This is a genomic window from Streptomyces vulcanius, assembly GCF_042653945.1.
Taxonomy (GTDB): domain Bacteria; phylum Actinomycetota; class Actinomycetes; order Streptomycetales; family Streptomycetaceae; genus Streptomyces; species Streptomyces mangrovi.
In genome coordinates this window covers 405,297-420,237 of record NZ_JBHSFK010000002.1, presented here as the reverse complement: position 1 = coordinate 420,237, position 14,941 = coordinate 405,297, and the positions used below count along the sequence as shown (strand labels likewise).

The following is a 14,941-nucleotide window of genomic DNA, read 5'->3' as shown; positions in this document are numbered from 1 at the left end:
GGGCCGTGGGCGCCGGGAGCTCAGGACTACGCGGCCGCGAGTGCTCTCCGCGACTACGGGTACAGCTTCTCGCCCTTCGCCAGCATCGCTACGTACTTTTCGATCCGGCGTGCCCGGGTCTCGGGCTTCTTGGCGTCCTGGACCCGGTACAGGATCGCGTAGCGGTTCTGCAGGTCCAGTGTCCCGAAGAACTCCGCCGCGGCCGGGTCGGCGGTCAGGACCGCCGCGAGGTCGTCCGGCACCGTGGCGTTCTTCGCGCCGTCGTAGGCCGCCTCCCAGCGGCCGTCTGCCTTGGCGCGGTCGATCTCGGCCTGCCCCGCAGGATGCATCCGGCCCTGCTCGATCAGGGCGGCCACCTTGTCCCGGTTAGCCTTGGACCACTTGCTGCGCGGCTTGCGCGGGGTGAAGCGCTGGAGCCACCACTGGTCGTCGAACGCCTGGTCGATGCGGCGCCGTCGCTCCAGCAGTGAGGGAAAGAAGCTGCCGGTGCGGACCTTGGGGATCTCCAGGTCCAGATCGTCGGCCAGCGTGGTCAACACCTTCTCGCGGTGCCCGTTGCGGACGTTGGTCCGCGTCGGCGTGTGCTCGTTCCACTCCGCGCCGACATGTGCGGTCGCCTCGGCCTCGATCAGCTCCTGCACCATTCGCTGGGCGACGGCGCGGATGAGCTCGATTCCGTCGGCCGAACGTAGTGACTCAAGGAGCCGTATCAGCTCAGACTGAGCCCGGATCCACCGGCTTGATGTCGGTGGATGGTTCACCCAGAAACGAAGAAGTGCCTTGCGACCTGCGATGACGGGGTTTTTCCAGGACCACATCAGGCACGATCGACAAGGCACTTCCGAGAGGCAATCTTCCCGTGCCGCGGCGGCGGTCTCATCCGCGTTCGATGATCCGAACCTGATCGCGTACGGCGGGCTGGAGCCGGTGGTGCGGCTGGCCGAGCGGTGCGGTCTGCCCGCGCCGGTCGGGGAGACGGACCCTGGTACGGCTGAAGGGGTTGGACTATCCGTTGTGTGCTTCGAGCTCGGTCGCCAGCGTCTGTTGGGTGGCCGCCCACGACGCCAGGAGCGCCAAATTGTCAGCGGTCGGTGTGCCCGCGGGTGCGGTGTAGATGTTGAGGTGCAGGCCGGGTTCGGCGGGCAGTTCCAGGGATTCGACGTCCAAGTCGAGCTGGCCCACGATCGGATGGTGCATACGCTTGCGGCCGGACCGGTGCAGCCGCACGTCCTGAGATGCCCACCGCTGCCGAAACAGCTCACTGCACGTTGACAGTTCGCCGACCAGGGCGATCAGTTCCTCGTCGTGCGGATTGCGGCCGGCTTCCATACGCAGCTTCGCGGCCACGCCACCGGCAACCTGGTCGTAGTCGACAAAGAAATCTCTGGCCGCCTCAGGGTTTAGATAGACGAACCGCGCTGTGTTCGCGGGCCGTCGCGGGTCGGCCAGCACCGGTGAATACAGCGCGCGAGCGAGTTGATTCATGGCGAGCACGTCATAACGACCGTTACCGATCCAGGCCGGCGCATCGGAGATCGCGTCGAGCACCTGCTGCAGCGTCGAGCGCACCGTCACGGCAGGCCTGCGCCGGCGTGGGCTGCGGGGCGCCCTCGATTGGCGCGCGAGGTGGAACAGGTGGTCGCGCTCGGCTTCGTCGAGCTGCATGGCAGAGGCCAACGCGTCGAGCACGCCGTCGGAGGTACCGGCGAGGCTGCCGCGCTCCATGCGCACGTAGTAGTCGACCGATACCCCCGCCAGGAGCGCGACCTCCTCGCGGCGCAGACCTTTGACCCGGCGGTTGCCGCCGTAAGCGGGCAGGCCCGCCTGCTCGGGTGCGATGCGGGCGCGACGCGAGCTGAGAAACTCCCGGATCTCGGTGCGTAGATCCATCGTGGTCATCTCCTCACCGTAAGCCCGTCCCGCAATCTAATGCATATTTGTTGCGGTCGTTGCGGTACCGCCGTCCACCGGGATGATGGCGCCCGTGAGGTAGGACCCGGCCCGGCTGGCGAGAAACACGGCGGCACCCGCCATGTCGTCGTCGCGGCCGACCCGGCGCAGAGGGGCCGCCGCCGCGATCGTGTCGCCGATGGCATCGAGAGTGGTCGCCATCATCTGCGACGGGAACACTCCCGGTGCTACCGCGTTCACCGTGATGTGCTGTGGGCCCAGCTCCCTGGCAAGCACCCTGGTGAGCTGATGGAGTGCCGCTTTGCTGCTGGCGTACGAGTAGTTGGGCGACGGGGCGACGTGGATGGCGGCGATGCTGCCGATGTTGATGATCCGTGCGGGATCATCGGCGGTGCCCGCCTTACGAAGTGCCGGGAGCAGTGCCTGCACCAGCCAGAACGGCGACTTGAGGTTGAGGTCGAGCACTGCATCCCAGGCCTCGTCCGGGAACGTCTCCAGCGGCTCGCGCCACATCGCTCCCGCGTTGTTGACAAGGATGTCCAGGCGTTCCGAGTCGGCCTGGACAAGATCAGCGAGGCGCTGACACTCGTCGTGCCTGGACAGGTCGGCGGGGATTGCTCGCACGTCGCCGAATTCGGACAGTAGACGCTGTGCCTCCGCGCACGTGTCTGCGTTGCGTGAGCTGATGACGACGCGGGCGCCCGCCTGGAGAAGGCCGCGCGCAATCATCATCCCAATGCCTCTGGTGCCGCCAGTGACAAGGGCGTACTTTCCCCTCAGATCGAAAAGTTCTGTGTGAGTGGTGAACTGGTTGTCCGCCATTGGTCTCCGTCCCTTCTGTCGTAAAAGAATGCGCCGACACGGTCACGCATTCGGGGCAGCTGAATTGAATGATGATGGTAAAGCTGCAGTGCGTTTCCATGGAGTGTTGTCGGCGCTTTCGCCTCGACCAGGTTGACAGGCGTTTGGAACGTCGGGGAGACCCTGGTGATACAGGTACTGTCAAACCCCCCTTCCCTGGTGCGCCGAGTCCGGATCACCCCGGCTTGATGCCCGTGGATGGTTCACCCAGAAACGAAGAAGTGCCTTGCGACCTGCGATGACGGGGTTTTTCCAGGACCACATCAGGCACGATCGACAAGGCACTTCCGAGAGGCAATCTTCCCGTGCCGCGGCGGCGGTCTCATCCGCGTTCGATGATCCGAACCTGATCGCGTACGGCGGGCTGGAGCCGGTGGTGTGGCTGGCCGAGCGGTGCGGTCTGCCCGCGCTGGTCAGGGAGCACGTCCGGCTGCCCGACTCGAAGGACGGCACCGGCGCCTTCCCTGCGGCGAAACCGATGTCGCTGGTGGGCGGCATGGCCGTGGGCGCCGACAGCATCGACGACATGGACCGGCTGCGGCACGGCGCGATGGGCCGCCTGTTCTCCGGAGTGCGGGCCCCGTCCACGCTGGGGTCGTTCCTGCGCTCCTTCACCCACGGGCATGTGAGGCAACTGCACGCCGTGGCCCGCCGGTTCCTGCACGAACTGGCCCGTCACACCCCGCTGCTGCCCGGCGCGGACCAGCCGGTGACAGCGTCAGCGGTGCCGCCTGGTTCGGCCTGTATCAGCTCGAAGCCGTGATCCTCACCGAGGACTCTCAGGGAAATGTCTGGTTGAGCAAGTACGACACCACGGCCGAGTTGAACGAGGCGTGGGAACTCATCATCCAGAACACCTACCCCGTGGGAGAGGCGGTGTGATGCCGCGTAAGAAGAAGGTGGAAAGTGCGCCTTACGCCTACCCGCTCGCTATCCGTGGCGGGAATTACGGCTACAACTCACTTCATATCTGGGAGCGAAAGGGGGGCGGCGAACAGTACCAGCTCCAATGGTACGGGCGTGAGCGGTCAGTCATCCGCGTCTCTCGGATGACCGACGCGGGAACCTACTGGTTCAACAACTGGGACAACTCGCAGGGCGGCACACCGTCTACGTGGGAAGAAATCGACGTGATCGACTTCGGGGACACGGAACTGCGACTCATTTTCACCGTTATGGAAGCCTACGCCGTCGAGAAGTTCGGCGTAGTCGACGTTCGCCCCTGAGGAGATACAGCGTGCGCCCCTATTTCGAACTCACCGCGCTTCCTCCGGAAGCGTTTCTGAAGCCCGAGAGCTTCGTCACGGAGTACGACGGGCGAGATCCGAACCGAGCGGAGGAGCAGTACCGCGAGGGCCTGAGACGCTCGGCTGAGTACGGCCGGATCACCATCCCAGCGAACAGCACGTGGGCGGCTGAGGAAGGTGCGTACGACCCCGTGACGCGCGTCCGCTCCTGGGGCGCCTACTCCTACGAAGGCATCGGATACCACGCCCACACGTCCTCGCTGCTGCGCGGATTCCTCGACGGGCCAGCGCCCATTGACGTGGAGCGACGCATGCCGAACGGGACCGTGCGCACGACCCGGATCAAGGAGTCTGGCAAGTGAGCGACAACAGGTTCAAGGCCAGGCAGATCATCTACGACGGGAGTGCGCTGGGGCGTGAGCGACTGAGAGTCGTCCGCTACACCGCACACGGGCTCATCGAGGTGAAGGACTCGGCCGGCCGCAAGGGTTGGATCAATCCGGACGACGCTCGGGCGTGGTCGGCGTGAATACCTGGCACAACGGGATGGCGCTCAAGGCCGCCAACTGTCCCCAGCTCCACACCCTGTTCACCACACCGGCCGGAACGGTCCGGATGTGCAACACCCACGTCCGCTACTGCGAGACGTGCAACCCCCGCAGCTTGGAGACCGAGGACGCTTCAGTCCTGGAGATTCTGGAGGACGGAAAGTGAACGAGGTCAAGACCTACACCGAGGACCAGGTCACCGAGGCCGCCAATGCGGCGCTCCAGTTGATCATCGACGACATCCCGTGTGACGACGAGTGGGAAGAGCCGCTGTCGCTCATGGTGAACACCACGATCTCGGCCCTCACGTCCGGCATGCAAACGACGTCGGAGGAAGCGGTCTTGGAGCACTACGGCGAAGACTTGGACGAGTTCATGAGCACGAGGGGCTTCTGATGGCTGACTTCATGGCCGCACAGGTTCTGAGCACGCCCGGAGAGGGGCACGTGACCTTCTCGGGGCACCGCACCGCATGCGGGCTGACCGTGTTCACGTCCGATCCCGTGTACGAGTCGCACATCAAGGATGTGACCTGCCGTAAGTGCGGCGCCTACCTCATGTTCGACATGAACCCCGCTTTGAAGGCCGCGGTGGACCACGTCCGTGCAGCTCCCGGCGCGGCCAACTGGGAGACGCACGACGCCTACGACTTCAGTACGCAGGTCGCCGAGCTGGTGGCCGGCGTCGCCTGGCAGGTGAAGCGCGACCACGGTTCCCCGCAACCCGCCCCGACCCGCGGACTCACCCTCATGCCGCACACTCACGTGGCGGCGCGCCAGTGTTGTCCTCAAGCGCCGGACGGGCCGAATCGGCCGGTACCGCGGCGGCTACAGCGAGCGGGGGTCGACCGGGGACGCGTCCGAGCCGCCGTCCAGGCCTGCGCGGCTCTGCGCGGAGATCTCCTGGACCCGCCGCTCGATCTCCTCCGGGTCGAGGCCGAGCGCCTTGCCGATGTGCACCGCCCAGACCTCCGAGCGCAGGTTCGTCTCGAAGTCCAGGTCGGCCCTCACGTTCTCCCGCGCGGCCTGCCGGTTCTGACTCACCATCACAAAGGTCGACAGGAAGATCGCCTCCAGGCTGACGATCATGGTGAGCAGCCCGAACGGATACGGGTCGAAGACCCCTACCGAGCCCAGAAGGCCCTCGTTGAGCGCGATCCAGACGGCGAACCACGCGGCATGGATGTAGACGAAGAGCATGGTCCCGGCGAACGCGGTGATCGCGTCCGCGACCCGGTCCTGCGTGGTGCGCATCCGCGCGAAGACATCCCCCTCGTGCGCGACGCGGGCGGTCCTGCGCGCGCGGGAGGGGCTTCCATCGGAATCGGAATCCGGGCTCATGCGCTCATAGTGCCGGACGGTGCCACCGGCCCCGGAGGCCCGGGGCCGGCTGCCCGGCCGGTTTCAGACAAGCCCTTGTCAGCAACCTGACAGGATGCTCATATCGTTCGGCCACAGTGGCCGCCATGACGAACCCCTCTCATCGCAGCTGGCCGGTTCCCGGCCGCTCCGCGCGGGCAGCCCTGTTCACCGCCATCGGCGCAACGGGCCTTGTCGTCCTCACCGCGTGCGGTGGCGGCGGCTCGGGCAGCGGGAGTGACAGAAGCAGTGCCGACGACAGCGATGTCGCCTCGATCGCGAGCCCGAGCAAGGCAGTTGGGACACCGACGCGGACAACGGACCCCGACGCCGGCCGCCCCGTCATCCGGCTGGACAGCTCCACCGAGGAGACCAACCGGATGTGGGACAGCTGGTACGCCTGCCTGAGGGCGAAGGGCGGGCCGCTGAAGGGGGCGCCGACCACTCCGGCCGAGAAGGCCGGAACGAAGGCCTGCGCGTCGAAGCAGCCGATTACGCCGCCGGAGCTGGACCCGGCCCAGAATCCGGACTACTCCGACGACCTGCGGGTCATGGTGAAGTGCCTGAACGCCCACGGCATCAGGGCCACCATGGCCCCCGGCGGCTCCGACTTCTCCTTCGACCAGAGCCAGCCGAATCCTCCGCACTTCGAGGAGAACGAAACCGCCTGCCAGGTGAAGGCCTTCCAGAAGTAGGCGTGTACGCATGGGCGTTGGGCCGTCCAACGGCCCAACGCCCTTCGTCCATGTCGTCCATGTCGTCCATGTCGTTCATGCTGACGCGAGGGCCTCGGTGGGGGTGAGGCGGGCGGCCCTGATGGACGGGTAGACACCGGCGATCATGCCGACGAGTACGGCGCCGCCGAACCCTTCCGCCACCGAGGTGAGCGGGACGACCGGCGGCCAGTGCTGGTAGGTGGCGTAGCCGACGGTGGCCAGGATGCCGAGGACCGTACCGGCCACGCCGCCGAGCGCGGACAGTACGACGGACTCGGTGAGGAACTGGCCGCGGATCTGGCCCCGGTTGGCGCCCAGCGCGCGGCGCAGGCCGATCTCACGGCGGCGTTCGAGGACCGAGATGACCATGGTGTTGGCCACTCCGATACCGCCGACCAGCAGCGCGACTCCGGCGAGTCCCAGGAAGAGGGCGGAGAAGGTGGTCTGGGTGGCGCGCTTCGCGGCCAGCGCGTCGGACGGGCGGCTGATCTGGACCATGCCGGGCAGTTCCGGGTAGACCGTGGCGGGCAGCACGCCCCGGACCGCCTCCATGGCGGATTCCCTGGCCTTGATGTAGATCACCGTGGGGTGTCCGTCGAACTTCAACTGGGCGCGGGCGGCGTCCCATCCGACGAGTACCGAGCGGTCGATGTCGGGGGAGAGCGGGGTCCGGGCAAGGATGCCGATGACCGTGAACCAGCGGTCGTTGATGTAGATCTGCGGGGCGGGTCCCCGGTCGTTCAGCTTCGCGAAGCCGAGCCGGGTGGCGGCGACCGAACCGAGCACCGCGGTGGGGAACCTCTCGGTGGCGGCGTTGAGGAAGCGGCCCGACCGCACCTCGGCGTTGATGGCCGGGAGCAGGTTGACCTCGCTGGCCAGGATGGTGAGTCCGGCGTAGTCGTCGGGGTCGACATGGTCCGAACGGTGCACGGTGGCATGGGTGTTGGCGACGGCACTGGCCATGGTGACCGGACCGATACGGCGGACCATGTCCACCGATTCCGGCGGGAGTAGCACCGGTGAGTTCGGATTGGGGACCGGCTGCGCCTGGAGCATGTTGGTGCCCATCGCCGAGAGCTCGTTCAGCAGCGCCTTCTGGCTGGAGGCCGGGATCCCGGTGACGACGATCATGGTGGCGATGCCGATCGAGATGCCAAGGGCCGACAGCGCGGCCCGCATCTTCCGGGTACGGATGCCGAGCAGACCCAGCCCCAGAAGATCCAGCGGGGCCAGCCGTACCGGCCTGCTGTTCGCCTCGGTGACGTTGGTGTTCATGACCCCTCATACGTGTCGGCGACGAGGCGCCCGTCGAGGATCTCCACCCGGCGGGGCAGCCGCTCGGCGATGTCCCGGTCGTGGGTGATGATCGCGATGGTGGTGCCCTCGTCGTTCAGCTCGGTCAGCAGTTCAAGGACGGCCCGTCCGTTGGCGGTGTCCAGCGCGCCGGTGGGCTCGTCGGCGAGCACCAGCGCGGGGTTGTTGACCAGAGCCCGGGCGATGGCGACGCGCTGGCGTTCACCGCCGGAGAGCTGGTGCGAGAGGTGTCCGGCCCGGTGGCCCAGGCCGACCCGGGCCAGCGCCTCCAGCGCCAGCGGACGGCGCCGGCCGCGCGGCACACCCGCGTAGAGCAGACCGGTGGCGACGTTCTCGGCTGCGGTCAGCCCCTCGGTGAGATGGAACTGCTGGAAGACGAAGCCGAGCCAGCGGCCACGCAGCGCGGACAACCGCCGGTCGGAGAGCGAGGAAACGTCCCGGCCGCCGATCTCCACGGTGCCGCTCGTCGGCCGGTCCAGGGTGCCCATGATGTTCAGCAGAGTGGACTTGCCGGACCCGGAAGGTCCGACGATGGCCAGCAGTTCACCGGTCCCGATGGCCAGCGAGACATCGTCCAGCGCGTTGACCCCGCCGGGATACGCCATGCTCGCGTTGCGGACGGTGAGTACCGGACGTGTGCGGTCGGTCATGAGGCCGTTTCCACCTTGGTGCCCGCGGTGATGCCGGTGCCGCTCACTTCCACCAGTCCCTTGGCGAACATCCCCGTCTCGACGGCCAGCAGACGGCCGCCGGGGAGCTGGAGCGCGTAACCGCCGCCGCTCAGCGCGAGCAGCGCGCCGACCGGCACGGCCAGTACGCCCTTCTTGGTCTGCCCGGTGAACTGCACTTGTACGGGTGCGGAGTTGAGGCGGCGCAGCGCCGCCGTGCTGTCCAGCGAGACGGTCACCACCAGCTGCGGTGTGCCGCCGGAGTCACCGCCTGCCTGGTCGGAGGCCTGGGCATCCGTGCTGATGGCAGAGACGGCGCCATGGGCCTCGGAGTTGTCGGGCAGCGTCACGGTCGCCTTGTCACCCTGCTCGATCGAGTCGACGTCGGTCGCGTCCAGCGACACCGACACCGACTTGGCGGTACCGGTGACCGACATCAGCGTTCCGGTGGCCGGGTCGCCGGGCTGCGCCTGTACGGCACCGACCCGTACCTCGCCCGGCAGCACCGCCACGTCGCCGGCGCCGAGGACTCCGGTGGAGGGCATACCGACCTGGGTCTGCCACCGCCCGACCGCCGCGATCAGGGAGGCGGTGAGCACCCCCTCGCCGGGCTTGACCCGGACGTAGGACGGTGACGGGGACGGCGAGGGCGACGCGGACTGCGAGGGCGACGCGGACGGCGAGGACGGCGAGGCGCTCGCGGCGCCGGTCGGCTCCGGCCGCTGCGCGACCCAACTGCCCGACGCCGGCTGGGCGCCGATGTCGTAGCCGAGCGCCCTGAGGTTGTCCGCGACCACCTTGACGTCCCTGCCCATGAGACCCCTGGTGTCCAGGGGGCGGAACAGCGGTGTGGTCCCGTAGAACACCGGCACCGGACGATCGTCCAGCCGGTACAGGGACCTGCCCCTGGACACCTTGGCCCCCACCGCCGGCAGCTGGGTGACCAGGCCGTCCTTGCCGCCCTTCACCGATACGGTCCTGCCGTAGCCCAGGGTTCCGCTCAGCGAAAGGGTGCTGGACAGGTCGGTCCTGACCACCGCGACGGTGCTCACCCGGGGCGCACCGCTCGCCGCGGCGCCCGACGGCTTCCCACCACTCCTCACCCCGGCCAGGCCGACCCCCACCACGCCTGCCGTGAGCAGTGCGGCCACCGCGATGACGACCCGTTTCCGCGCTTTCCCCGGCGCCGCGCTGCCGGGCGGTTCGTCGGCCTGAGCGTGCTCACTTCTTCGCACTGAATGCCTCCAGCCGGCAACTGCTCTCGATTTCATCCGAATTGGCCGGCTGGTTGTTGGAGGCGTAGTTCCAGCCCGCGTTGTCGGGCAGCCCGACAACCTTGAGCCCCTTGGAGTTCATGCACCTGATCCATTCGCGGAAGTCATCCGCATAATGCGGGTTCTTCTTCGGGTCCGTCTCCACAGGCTGAAGTGGTTGCTTCAAGGCGCAGACCTTCGCCGATGCGGGAAAGTCCGAAACGTTCACGCCCGGGAAGATCCATTCGGCGCCCGCCGAGCCTTTCGTGTACGTCTTCACTCCGTGGTCCTGAAGGCAGGACACCCAGGCGTTGTTGAGCTTCCGGTGTTCCTCCTCGCTGCCGTCCAGGCGCAGTTGGGGGCGGCCGGAGTCGGGGTCGGCGCTCGGCCCGGCCGATCCGGCGCTCGCGGCCGGGCTGGAGATCGAGGCCACGTCGGTGTCACCGGCCTTGCCCGCACCGGAGGATCCGCCACCGCACGCGGTGAGCGCGGAAATCGCCACCACCCCGAGGGCGGCCAACGCGACGGATCGGGACCTGGTGCTGTGGCCGCATTGGTTCGCCGGGTTGCGCAGCCTTCGGCCGCGCTGTGTCCTCAATCGCCGGACGGGCTGCAATCAGCCCGTCCGGCGATTGAGGACAAGGCACAGGGGCCGTCCGGCGGCGGTTGAGGACGAACCGGCCACCGGACGGACCCGGGACACGTCTGCGGCCACAGCACCAAGGCCTGGCCGGTCATTGATGTTCGGCATGGCGGCCACCATGGCCGAGCGATATGAGGATCCTGTCAGGCCACCAACAAAAACCTGTCTGAATCGCAGCGCCCCGCCCTATGGTCGGCAGCATGTGCGCACATGTCCTGGTGGCCGAGGACGACGTCAGACAGGCCACGGTGATCCGGCGCTATCTGGAACGCGAGGGCCACACCGCCCTTGTGGTGCACGACGGACGTGCCGCGATCGACGAGGCCCGCCGCCGACCGCCCGATCTGCTCGTCCTCGACGTGATGATGCCGGTGGTCGACGGCCTGGACGTCTGCCGCATTCTGCGGGGGGAGTCGTCCGGCCTCCCGGTGCTGATGCTGACCGCCCGCGCCACCGAGGAGGACCTGCTGCTCGGCCTCGACCTCGGCGCCGACGACTACATGACCAAGCCCTACAGCCCCCGTGAGCTGATGGCCCGTATCCGCACCCTGCTGAGGCGCAGCCGGCGTACCGGCGGCGGCGCCGACGTCCCGGACGACCGCCGGACGACCGACCCGGTCCTGCGGGCCGGCGCCCTCTCGGTGGATCCGGTCCGGCACACCGTCCACCTCGGCGGGCGGCAGGTGGAATGCACCCCCGGGGAGTTCGAGGTCCTGGCGGTCATGGCGGCCGAGCCCGAACGGGTCTTCACCCGGCGGCAGTTGCTGACCCGGACCCGCGGGTCCGACCGCTTCATCACCGAGCGCACCATCGACGTGCACATCCTGAACCTGCGCAAGAAGCTCGAAGCCGACCCGAAGCAGCCGGTCCTCCTGCTGACCGTCTTCGGGGTCGGCTACAAGATGGCTGACGGCCCCGAGGGCCACCGTGCGCACTGAGCCCGCGGTGCACGCCGAGACCCCCGAGACCCCCGAGACCAGGGTGCCGCTGCGCAGGAGTCTGCTGGTCAGGCTGCTGGCTTCCTCGCTTCTCGTCGCCCTCTGCGCGATCACCGCCACCGCCTGGCTTGCGGTACGGACCACCACCAGCGCGATCCGCCAGGAGCAGGGGCAGGTCCTCTCCGACGACACGGACATCTACAAGACGCTCACCGACTACGCCGCCGTCCACCCGAGTTGGGACGGAGTCACACGGACGATCAGCCAGCTCGCCGACCGGACCAACCGGCGTATCACCCTCACCGCCCAGGACCGCGGCCGCCGGACGATCGCGGACTCCGCGCCCGGCACATCGCCGCTGCCCGACCATGCGTTCGCGGTCATCGACCCGCTCCAGGTCGACCCCGCGCTGTTCCCCGACGCCGGCGCCGACCGTATCGACCCCCGTGTCCTCGGCCCGTTCCGGCTTTCGGCCGTACAGCGCCAGGATCTCCTCAGGAGCGCGAACACGCTCAGGGACTGTATCCGCAAGCTCGGCTTCCCCGCCAAGGTCTCCGTCTCGCTCAGCGGTCACCCCAGCATCGAGACCGACGACGACGCAAAGGAGGCCTACGCCCTAGTCAAGTGCGAATCCGCGCTCCAGCTCGCACTTGCGACACCGGGCGAGCTGAAGGCTCTCGACAGCCTCAACAAGCTGATCAGGACCTGTCTGGCACATCAGGGCCGGCCCGCCGTGGTACTCGACCTCACGCTCTCCCCCAAGCCGGGCGACGCCGACACCCCGGCCGAGCAGAACTGTGTCAACTCCAGCCGCCGGGAACAGCTCGCCGCCTACGTCGCCCCGGCGGCACAGCTGTTCGTCAGTGAACCGGCCGGATCGGCGGTTCCGGGCTTCGACCTGTCGCAGGCCAACACCATCCGCATCATCGGGGTCGTCGCCCTCGTCCTCGTGCTCACCATGACCGTGACCGTGGTGATCGGCGTCCGCCTGGTCAGACCGCTGCGCGCGCTCACCAGCGCCGTACGGAACCCGGGCCGCCCGCAGCTCCGCGTCCCGGTGACCACCGGCGACGAGATCGGCCGCCTCACCGCCGCCTTCAACGACCTCTCCGCGCACCGGGAACGCACCGAAGCGCAGCGCAAGGCCATGGTCAGCGACATCGCCCACGAACTGCGGACACCGCTCAGCACCATCCGCAGCTGGCTGGAAGCCACCCAGGACGGTGTGCTCACCCCGGACGACGACGTGACCTCGGTGCTGCTGGAGGAGACCCTGCTGCTCCAGCACCTCATCGACGACCTCCGGGACCTGGCGGCGGCCGAGGCAGGCACGCTCCAGCTGCACCGTGAGCTCCTGGACGCGGGCGACCTCCTGCACCACGTCGCCACCGCCCACGGCGGCCAGGCCCAGAGCGCGCGCATCACCCTGGACGTCCGCACCGACGGTGACACCGAGCTGTACGCGGACCCCATGCGGCTGCGCCAGGCCGTCGGCAACCTGGTGTCCAACGCCGTACGCCACACTCCCCCCGGCGGCAGTGTCACCGTGCGGTCCCGCCGGACCGGGAACACCGTCCTGATCCAGGTCAGCGACACCGGTTCCGGCATCGGCCCGGAGGACCTGCCGCATGTCTTCGACCGGTTCTGGCGCGCCGAGAAGTCCCGCAACCGGCACACCGGCGGCAGCGGCCTCGGCCTCTCCATCGCCCGCCGGTTCACCGAGGCCCACGGCGGCAGCCTCAGCGTCACCAGCTCGCCCGGAACCGAGACGGTCTTCACTCTCCAACTGCCCGACTGACCACGGCGGTTCAGGGCGTCAGTACGGTGCGTACGCCCGGTACCTCGGGCTCGGTCCACGCGGTCCCGACGTCGGCCAGGGGCATCGTCCTGGCGGTGACCGCGATGCCGCCACCGTCGATCTCCTCGATGAGGGACGGCAGTTCGGCCAGATACGCCCTGGTGGACACGGCGCCCTGGCCGTTGCCCTGCAACCGGAAGTTCGCCGAACGCAGTGCCACGGAGGGCAGTTCGATGGTCGGGCCGGGCATGGAGCCGATCTGGATCCAGTTCAGCGCGCGGCTGCGGTCGGCGCGGGCCCGCAGCAGCGCCATGATCGCGTCACCGGCGGGCCTGCCCCAGAGGTGGTCCACGACCAGGTCGACCTCGGTGGCCGTCTCGGCCGGCGCCGCCGCGGTGGCCTCGGCGTCGTCGGTGAGCGCGACGGTCGCGTCGGCGCCGATCCCCGGCAGGGTCGCCGGCCGGGCCCGGTCACGGCCCGCGCCGACAACCCGCCCCGCGCCGAGCCGCTTGGCGACCTGGATGGCCATCTGCCCTGCGTTCCCGGTCGCGCCGAGGATCAGTACGGACTGCCCTGCCTCGATCGGGACGCGGCGGCGCAGCGCCACCCAGGCGGACATGGCCGGGTTCATCGCCGCGGCGATCCTCACCACGTCCACGCCGTCGGGCAGCACGACGCTGCGACGGCTGTCGATGACGGTTCGGGTGGCCATCGGGCCGACGAGTTCGTCATCGGCGACGAAGTACACCGTCCGGCCGTCCTCGCGCCGGCCGACCCCGTCGATCCCGGGGACCATCGGCAGCTTCCCGGTGCTGGTGTAGTGGCTGCCCGACGCGCCGGTACGCACCCGGGGGTGCAGGCCCACCGCGAGGACGTCGACGAGCGCCTGGTCCTCGCCGGACGGGGCCGGCAGGTCGAACGGTTCGTAGCGGGCGGGTTGTCGAACGAGCTGACCACGGCGGCGTGGATGTCCATGCGAATACTCCGAGCCCTTGTCGTGCTCGAGGGCGCCGATGTGGGCGGGGACGTGCCAGCGGCGGCCGTGCGAGAGGGGAGGACGAAACCAGGGGATTCATCCAGGTTCCCCTACAGGACGCTGCTTGGCGGCGCGTTCCCATTCGTTCCCATGCCAGCCCAAAAGGCCCCTCGGAGATCACTTCCGAGGGGCCTATCTGGCGCATCATGCCTGGTCAGGCATGGTCAGGCATGGTCAGACGCAGTGCCCCCGGCAGGATTCGAACCTGCGACACCCGCTTTAGGAGTTCGATCTACTCCCGCCCTGGGGCCGTCGTCGGCTGGTCCGGCGGTCGCGCGGGGGCGCTGCTGTGTGTCGCTGTCCGGCCTCGTTGATGTCAGCCGTGGATGTCAGAAGTCGCCACGTGAGGAGCGTCTGAGCGGACCCCATGAGGTCCGCCCCTGATGCTGCGTCAGTGATTGGCATAATGGGCCAATGGATCTAGGGGGAACGGCATCAATTGCCGCTGCTGCGGCTGTAGTTGGGGCGGGACTTGGCGCCTTCGGGGTCGTACGTGCGGCCAAGAACACGGGTAACTCCCAGCGCCGCTCACAGCACGAGCACTGGCGGCGGCAGACGCGCGCTGACGCCTACGCCCGGTTCGTAAACGCAGCAGAGGAACTTGCTCCAGCGATATCCGCCCTCACGTCGGCAGGGGACTCTGCACCGGC

General features: G+C 68.4%; 18 protein-coding genes and 1 pseudogene. 10 read left to right on the top strand and 9 right to left on the bottom strand.

The genetic code is table 11. From position 1 onward, the window contains the following. Positions 1–53 precede the first annotated feature (53 nt). The 3 genes from ACFPIH_RS04430 to ACFPIH_RS04420 form a co-directional block, all read right to left on the bottom strand. Positions 54–818 (bottom strand): transposase, encoded by a 765-nt coding sequence (locus ACFPIH_RS04430; RefSeq protein WP_417801365.1) that lies wholly within the window; start codon positions 816–818, stop codon positions 54–56. A 187-nt stretch (positions 819–1,005) separates the two neighbouring features. Continuing rightward, positions 1,006–1,899, bottom strand: coding sequence for a helix-turn-helix transcriptional regulator (locus tag ACFPIH_RS04425; RefSeq protein WP_381168353.1), 894 nt, complete (start codon positions 1,897–1,899; stop codon positions 1,006–1,008). A 27-nt stretch (positions 1,900–1,926) separates the two neighbouring features. Next, complete coding sequence (locus ACFPIH_RS04420; protein ID WP_381168352.1) at positions 1,927–2,733, bottom strand: SDR family oxidoreductase; 807 nt, start codon at positions 2,731–2,733, stop codon at positions 1,927–1,929. Positions 2,734–3,010: 277 nt separating this feature from the next. Between ACFPIH_RS04420 and ACFPIH_RS04415 the strand changes: the two are divergent. From ACFPIH_RS04415 to ACFPIH_RS04385, 7 genes and pseudogenes are all read left to right on the top strand, one after another. Next, positions 3,011–3,484 (top strand): annotated as a pseudogene (locus ACFPIH_RS04415) (hypothetical protein); the annotation flags it as partial. 47 nt (positions 3,485–3,531) lie between these two features. Beyond that, complete coding sequence (locus ACFPIH_RS04410) at positions 3,532–3,654, top strand: hypothetical protein (protein WP_381168350.1); 123 nt, start codon at positions 3,532–3,534, stop codon at positions 3,652–3,654. After that, positions 3,654–3,998: a hypothetical protein gene (locus ACFPIH_RS04405; protein ID WP_381168348.1), complete on the top strand. Its 345-nt coding sequence runs from the start codon at positions 3,654–3,656 to the stop codon at positions 3,996–3,998. The genes ACFPIH_RS04410 and ACFPIH_RS04405 overlap by 1 nt, the downstream gene beginning before the upstream one ends. Positions 3,999–4,009: 11 nt before the next feature. Then, the gene (locus ACFPIH_RS04400) at positions 4,010–4,381 is read left to right on the top strand and encodes a hypothetical protein (protein WP_381168346.1); all 372 of its coding nucleotides are present in this window, start codon (positions 4,010–4,012) and stop codon (positions 4,379–4,381) included. Continuing rightward, positions 4,378–4,548, top strand: coding sequence for a hypothetical protein (locus ACFPIH_RS04395; RefSeq protein ID WP_381168344.1), 171 nt, complete (start codon positions 4,378–4,380; stop codon positions 4,546–4,548). The genes ACFPIH_RS04400 and ACFPIH_RS04395 overlap by 4 nt, the downstream gene beginning before the upstream one ends. Continuing rightward, a complete protein-coding gene (locus ACFPIH_RS04390; RefSeq protein WP_381168342.1) occupies positions 4,545–4,733 on the top strand; it encodes a hypothetical protein in 189 nt (62 codons plus the stop codon). Before ACFPIH_RS04395 ends, ACFPIH_RS04390 begins: the two co-directional genes overlap by 4 nt. Next, positions 4,730–4,963, top strand: coding sequence for a hypothetical protein (locus tag ACFPIH_RS04385; protein ID WP_381168340.1), 234 nt, complete (start codon positions 4,730–4,732; stop codon positions 4,961–4,963). Before ACFPIH_RS04390 ends, ACFPIH_RS04385 begins: the two co-directional genes overlap by 4 nt. Positions 4,964–5,394: 431 nt before the next feature. Here ACFPIH_RS04385 and ACFPIH_RS04380 read toward each other — a convergent pair whose 3' ends face one another. Continuing rightward, positions 5,395–5,907 carry a DUF1003 domain-containing protein gene (locus tag ACFPIH_RS04380; RefSeq protein WP_381168338.1) on the bottom strand — a complete coding sequence of 171 codons (513 nt, stop codon included), beginning with the start codon at positions 5,905–5,907 and terminating at the stop codon, positions 5,395–5,397. A 125-nt stretch (positions 5,908–6,032) separates the two neighbouring features. Here ACFPIH_RS04380 and ACFPIH_RS04375 point away from each other — a divergent pair, with 125 nt between their 5' ends. Next, positions 6,033–6,620, top strand: coding sequence for a hypothetical protein (locus ACFPIH_RS04375; RefSeq protein WP_381168336.1), 588 nt, complete (start codon positions 6,033–6,035; stop codon positions 6,618–6,620). Positions 6,621–6,695: 75 nt separating this feature from the next. On the opposite strand, the gene ACFPIH_RS04370 is transcribed toward ACFPIH_RS04375, so the two are convergent. Genes ACFPIH_RS04370 through ACFPIH_RS04355 form a run of 4 tightly spaced genes read right to left on the bottom strand, consistent with a single transcriptional unit; the run spans position 6,696 to position 10,378 of the window. Continuing rightward, entirely contained in the window at positions 6,696–7,916 is a 1,221-nt protein-coding gene (locus ACFPIH_RS04370) for an ABC transporter permease (RefSeq protein WP_381168334.1), read from the bottom strand. Next, complete coding sequence (locus ACFPIH_RS04365) at positions 7,913–8,605, bottom strand: ABC transporter ATP-binding protein (protein ID WP_262059327.1); 693 nt, start codon at positions 8,603–8,605, stop codon at positions 7,913–7,915. The genes ACFPIH_RS04370 and ACFPIH_RS04365 overlap by 4 nt, the downstream gene beginning before the upstream one ends. Next, entirely contained in the window at positions 8,602–9,858 is a 1,257-nt protein-coding gene (locus tag ACFPIH_RS04360; RefSeq protein WP_381168331.1) for an efflux RND transporter periplasmic adaptor subunit, read from the bottom strand. Before ACFPIH_RS04360 ends, ACFPIH_RS04365 begins: the two co-directional genes overlap by 4 nt. Continuing rightward, positions 9,845–10,378 (bottom strand): hypothetical protein, encoded by a 534-nt coding sequence (locus ACFPIH_RS04355; RefSeq protein WP_381168329.1) that lies wholly within the window; start codon positions 10,376–10,378, stop codon positions 9,845–9,847. The genes ACFPIH_RS04360 and ACFPIH_RS04355 overlap by 14 nt, the downstream gene beginning before the upstream one ends. Before the next feature lie 341 nt (positions 10,379–10,719). Here ACFPIH_RS04355 and ACFPIH_RS04350 point away from each other — a divergent pair, with 341 nt between their 5' ends. Together ACFPIH_RS04350 and ACFPIH_RS04345 are read left to right on the top strand one after the other, a co-directional pair. Continuing rightward, positions 10,720–11,457, top strand: a complete 738-nt coding sequence (locus ACFPIH_RS04350; RefSeq protein WP_381168327.1) for a response regulator transcription factor — start codon at positions 10,720–10,722, stop codon at positions 11,455–11,457. Beyond that, entirely contained in the window at positions 11,447–13,255 is a 1,809-nt protein-coding gene (locus tag ACFPIH_RS04345) for a sensor histidine kinase (RefSeq protein WP_381168325.1), read from the top strand. Before ACFPIH_RS04350 ends, ACFPIH_RS04345 begins: the two co-directional genes overlap by 11 nt. Before the next feature lie 10 nt (positions 13,256–13,265). On the opposite strand, the gene ACFPIH_RS04340 is transcribed toward ACFPIH_RS04345, so the two are convergent. Beyond that, positions 13,266–14,120 carry a zinc-binding alcohol dehydrogenase family protein gene (locus ACFPIH_RS04340; RefSeq protein WP_381168323.1) on the bottom strand — a complete coding sequence of 285 codons (855 nt, stop codon included), beginning with the start codon at positions 14,118–14,120 and terminating at the stop codon, positions 13,266–13,268. Positions 14,121–14,941: the final 821 nt, after the last annotated feature.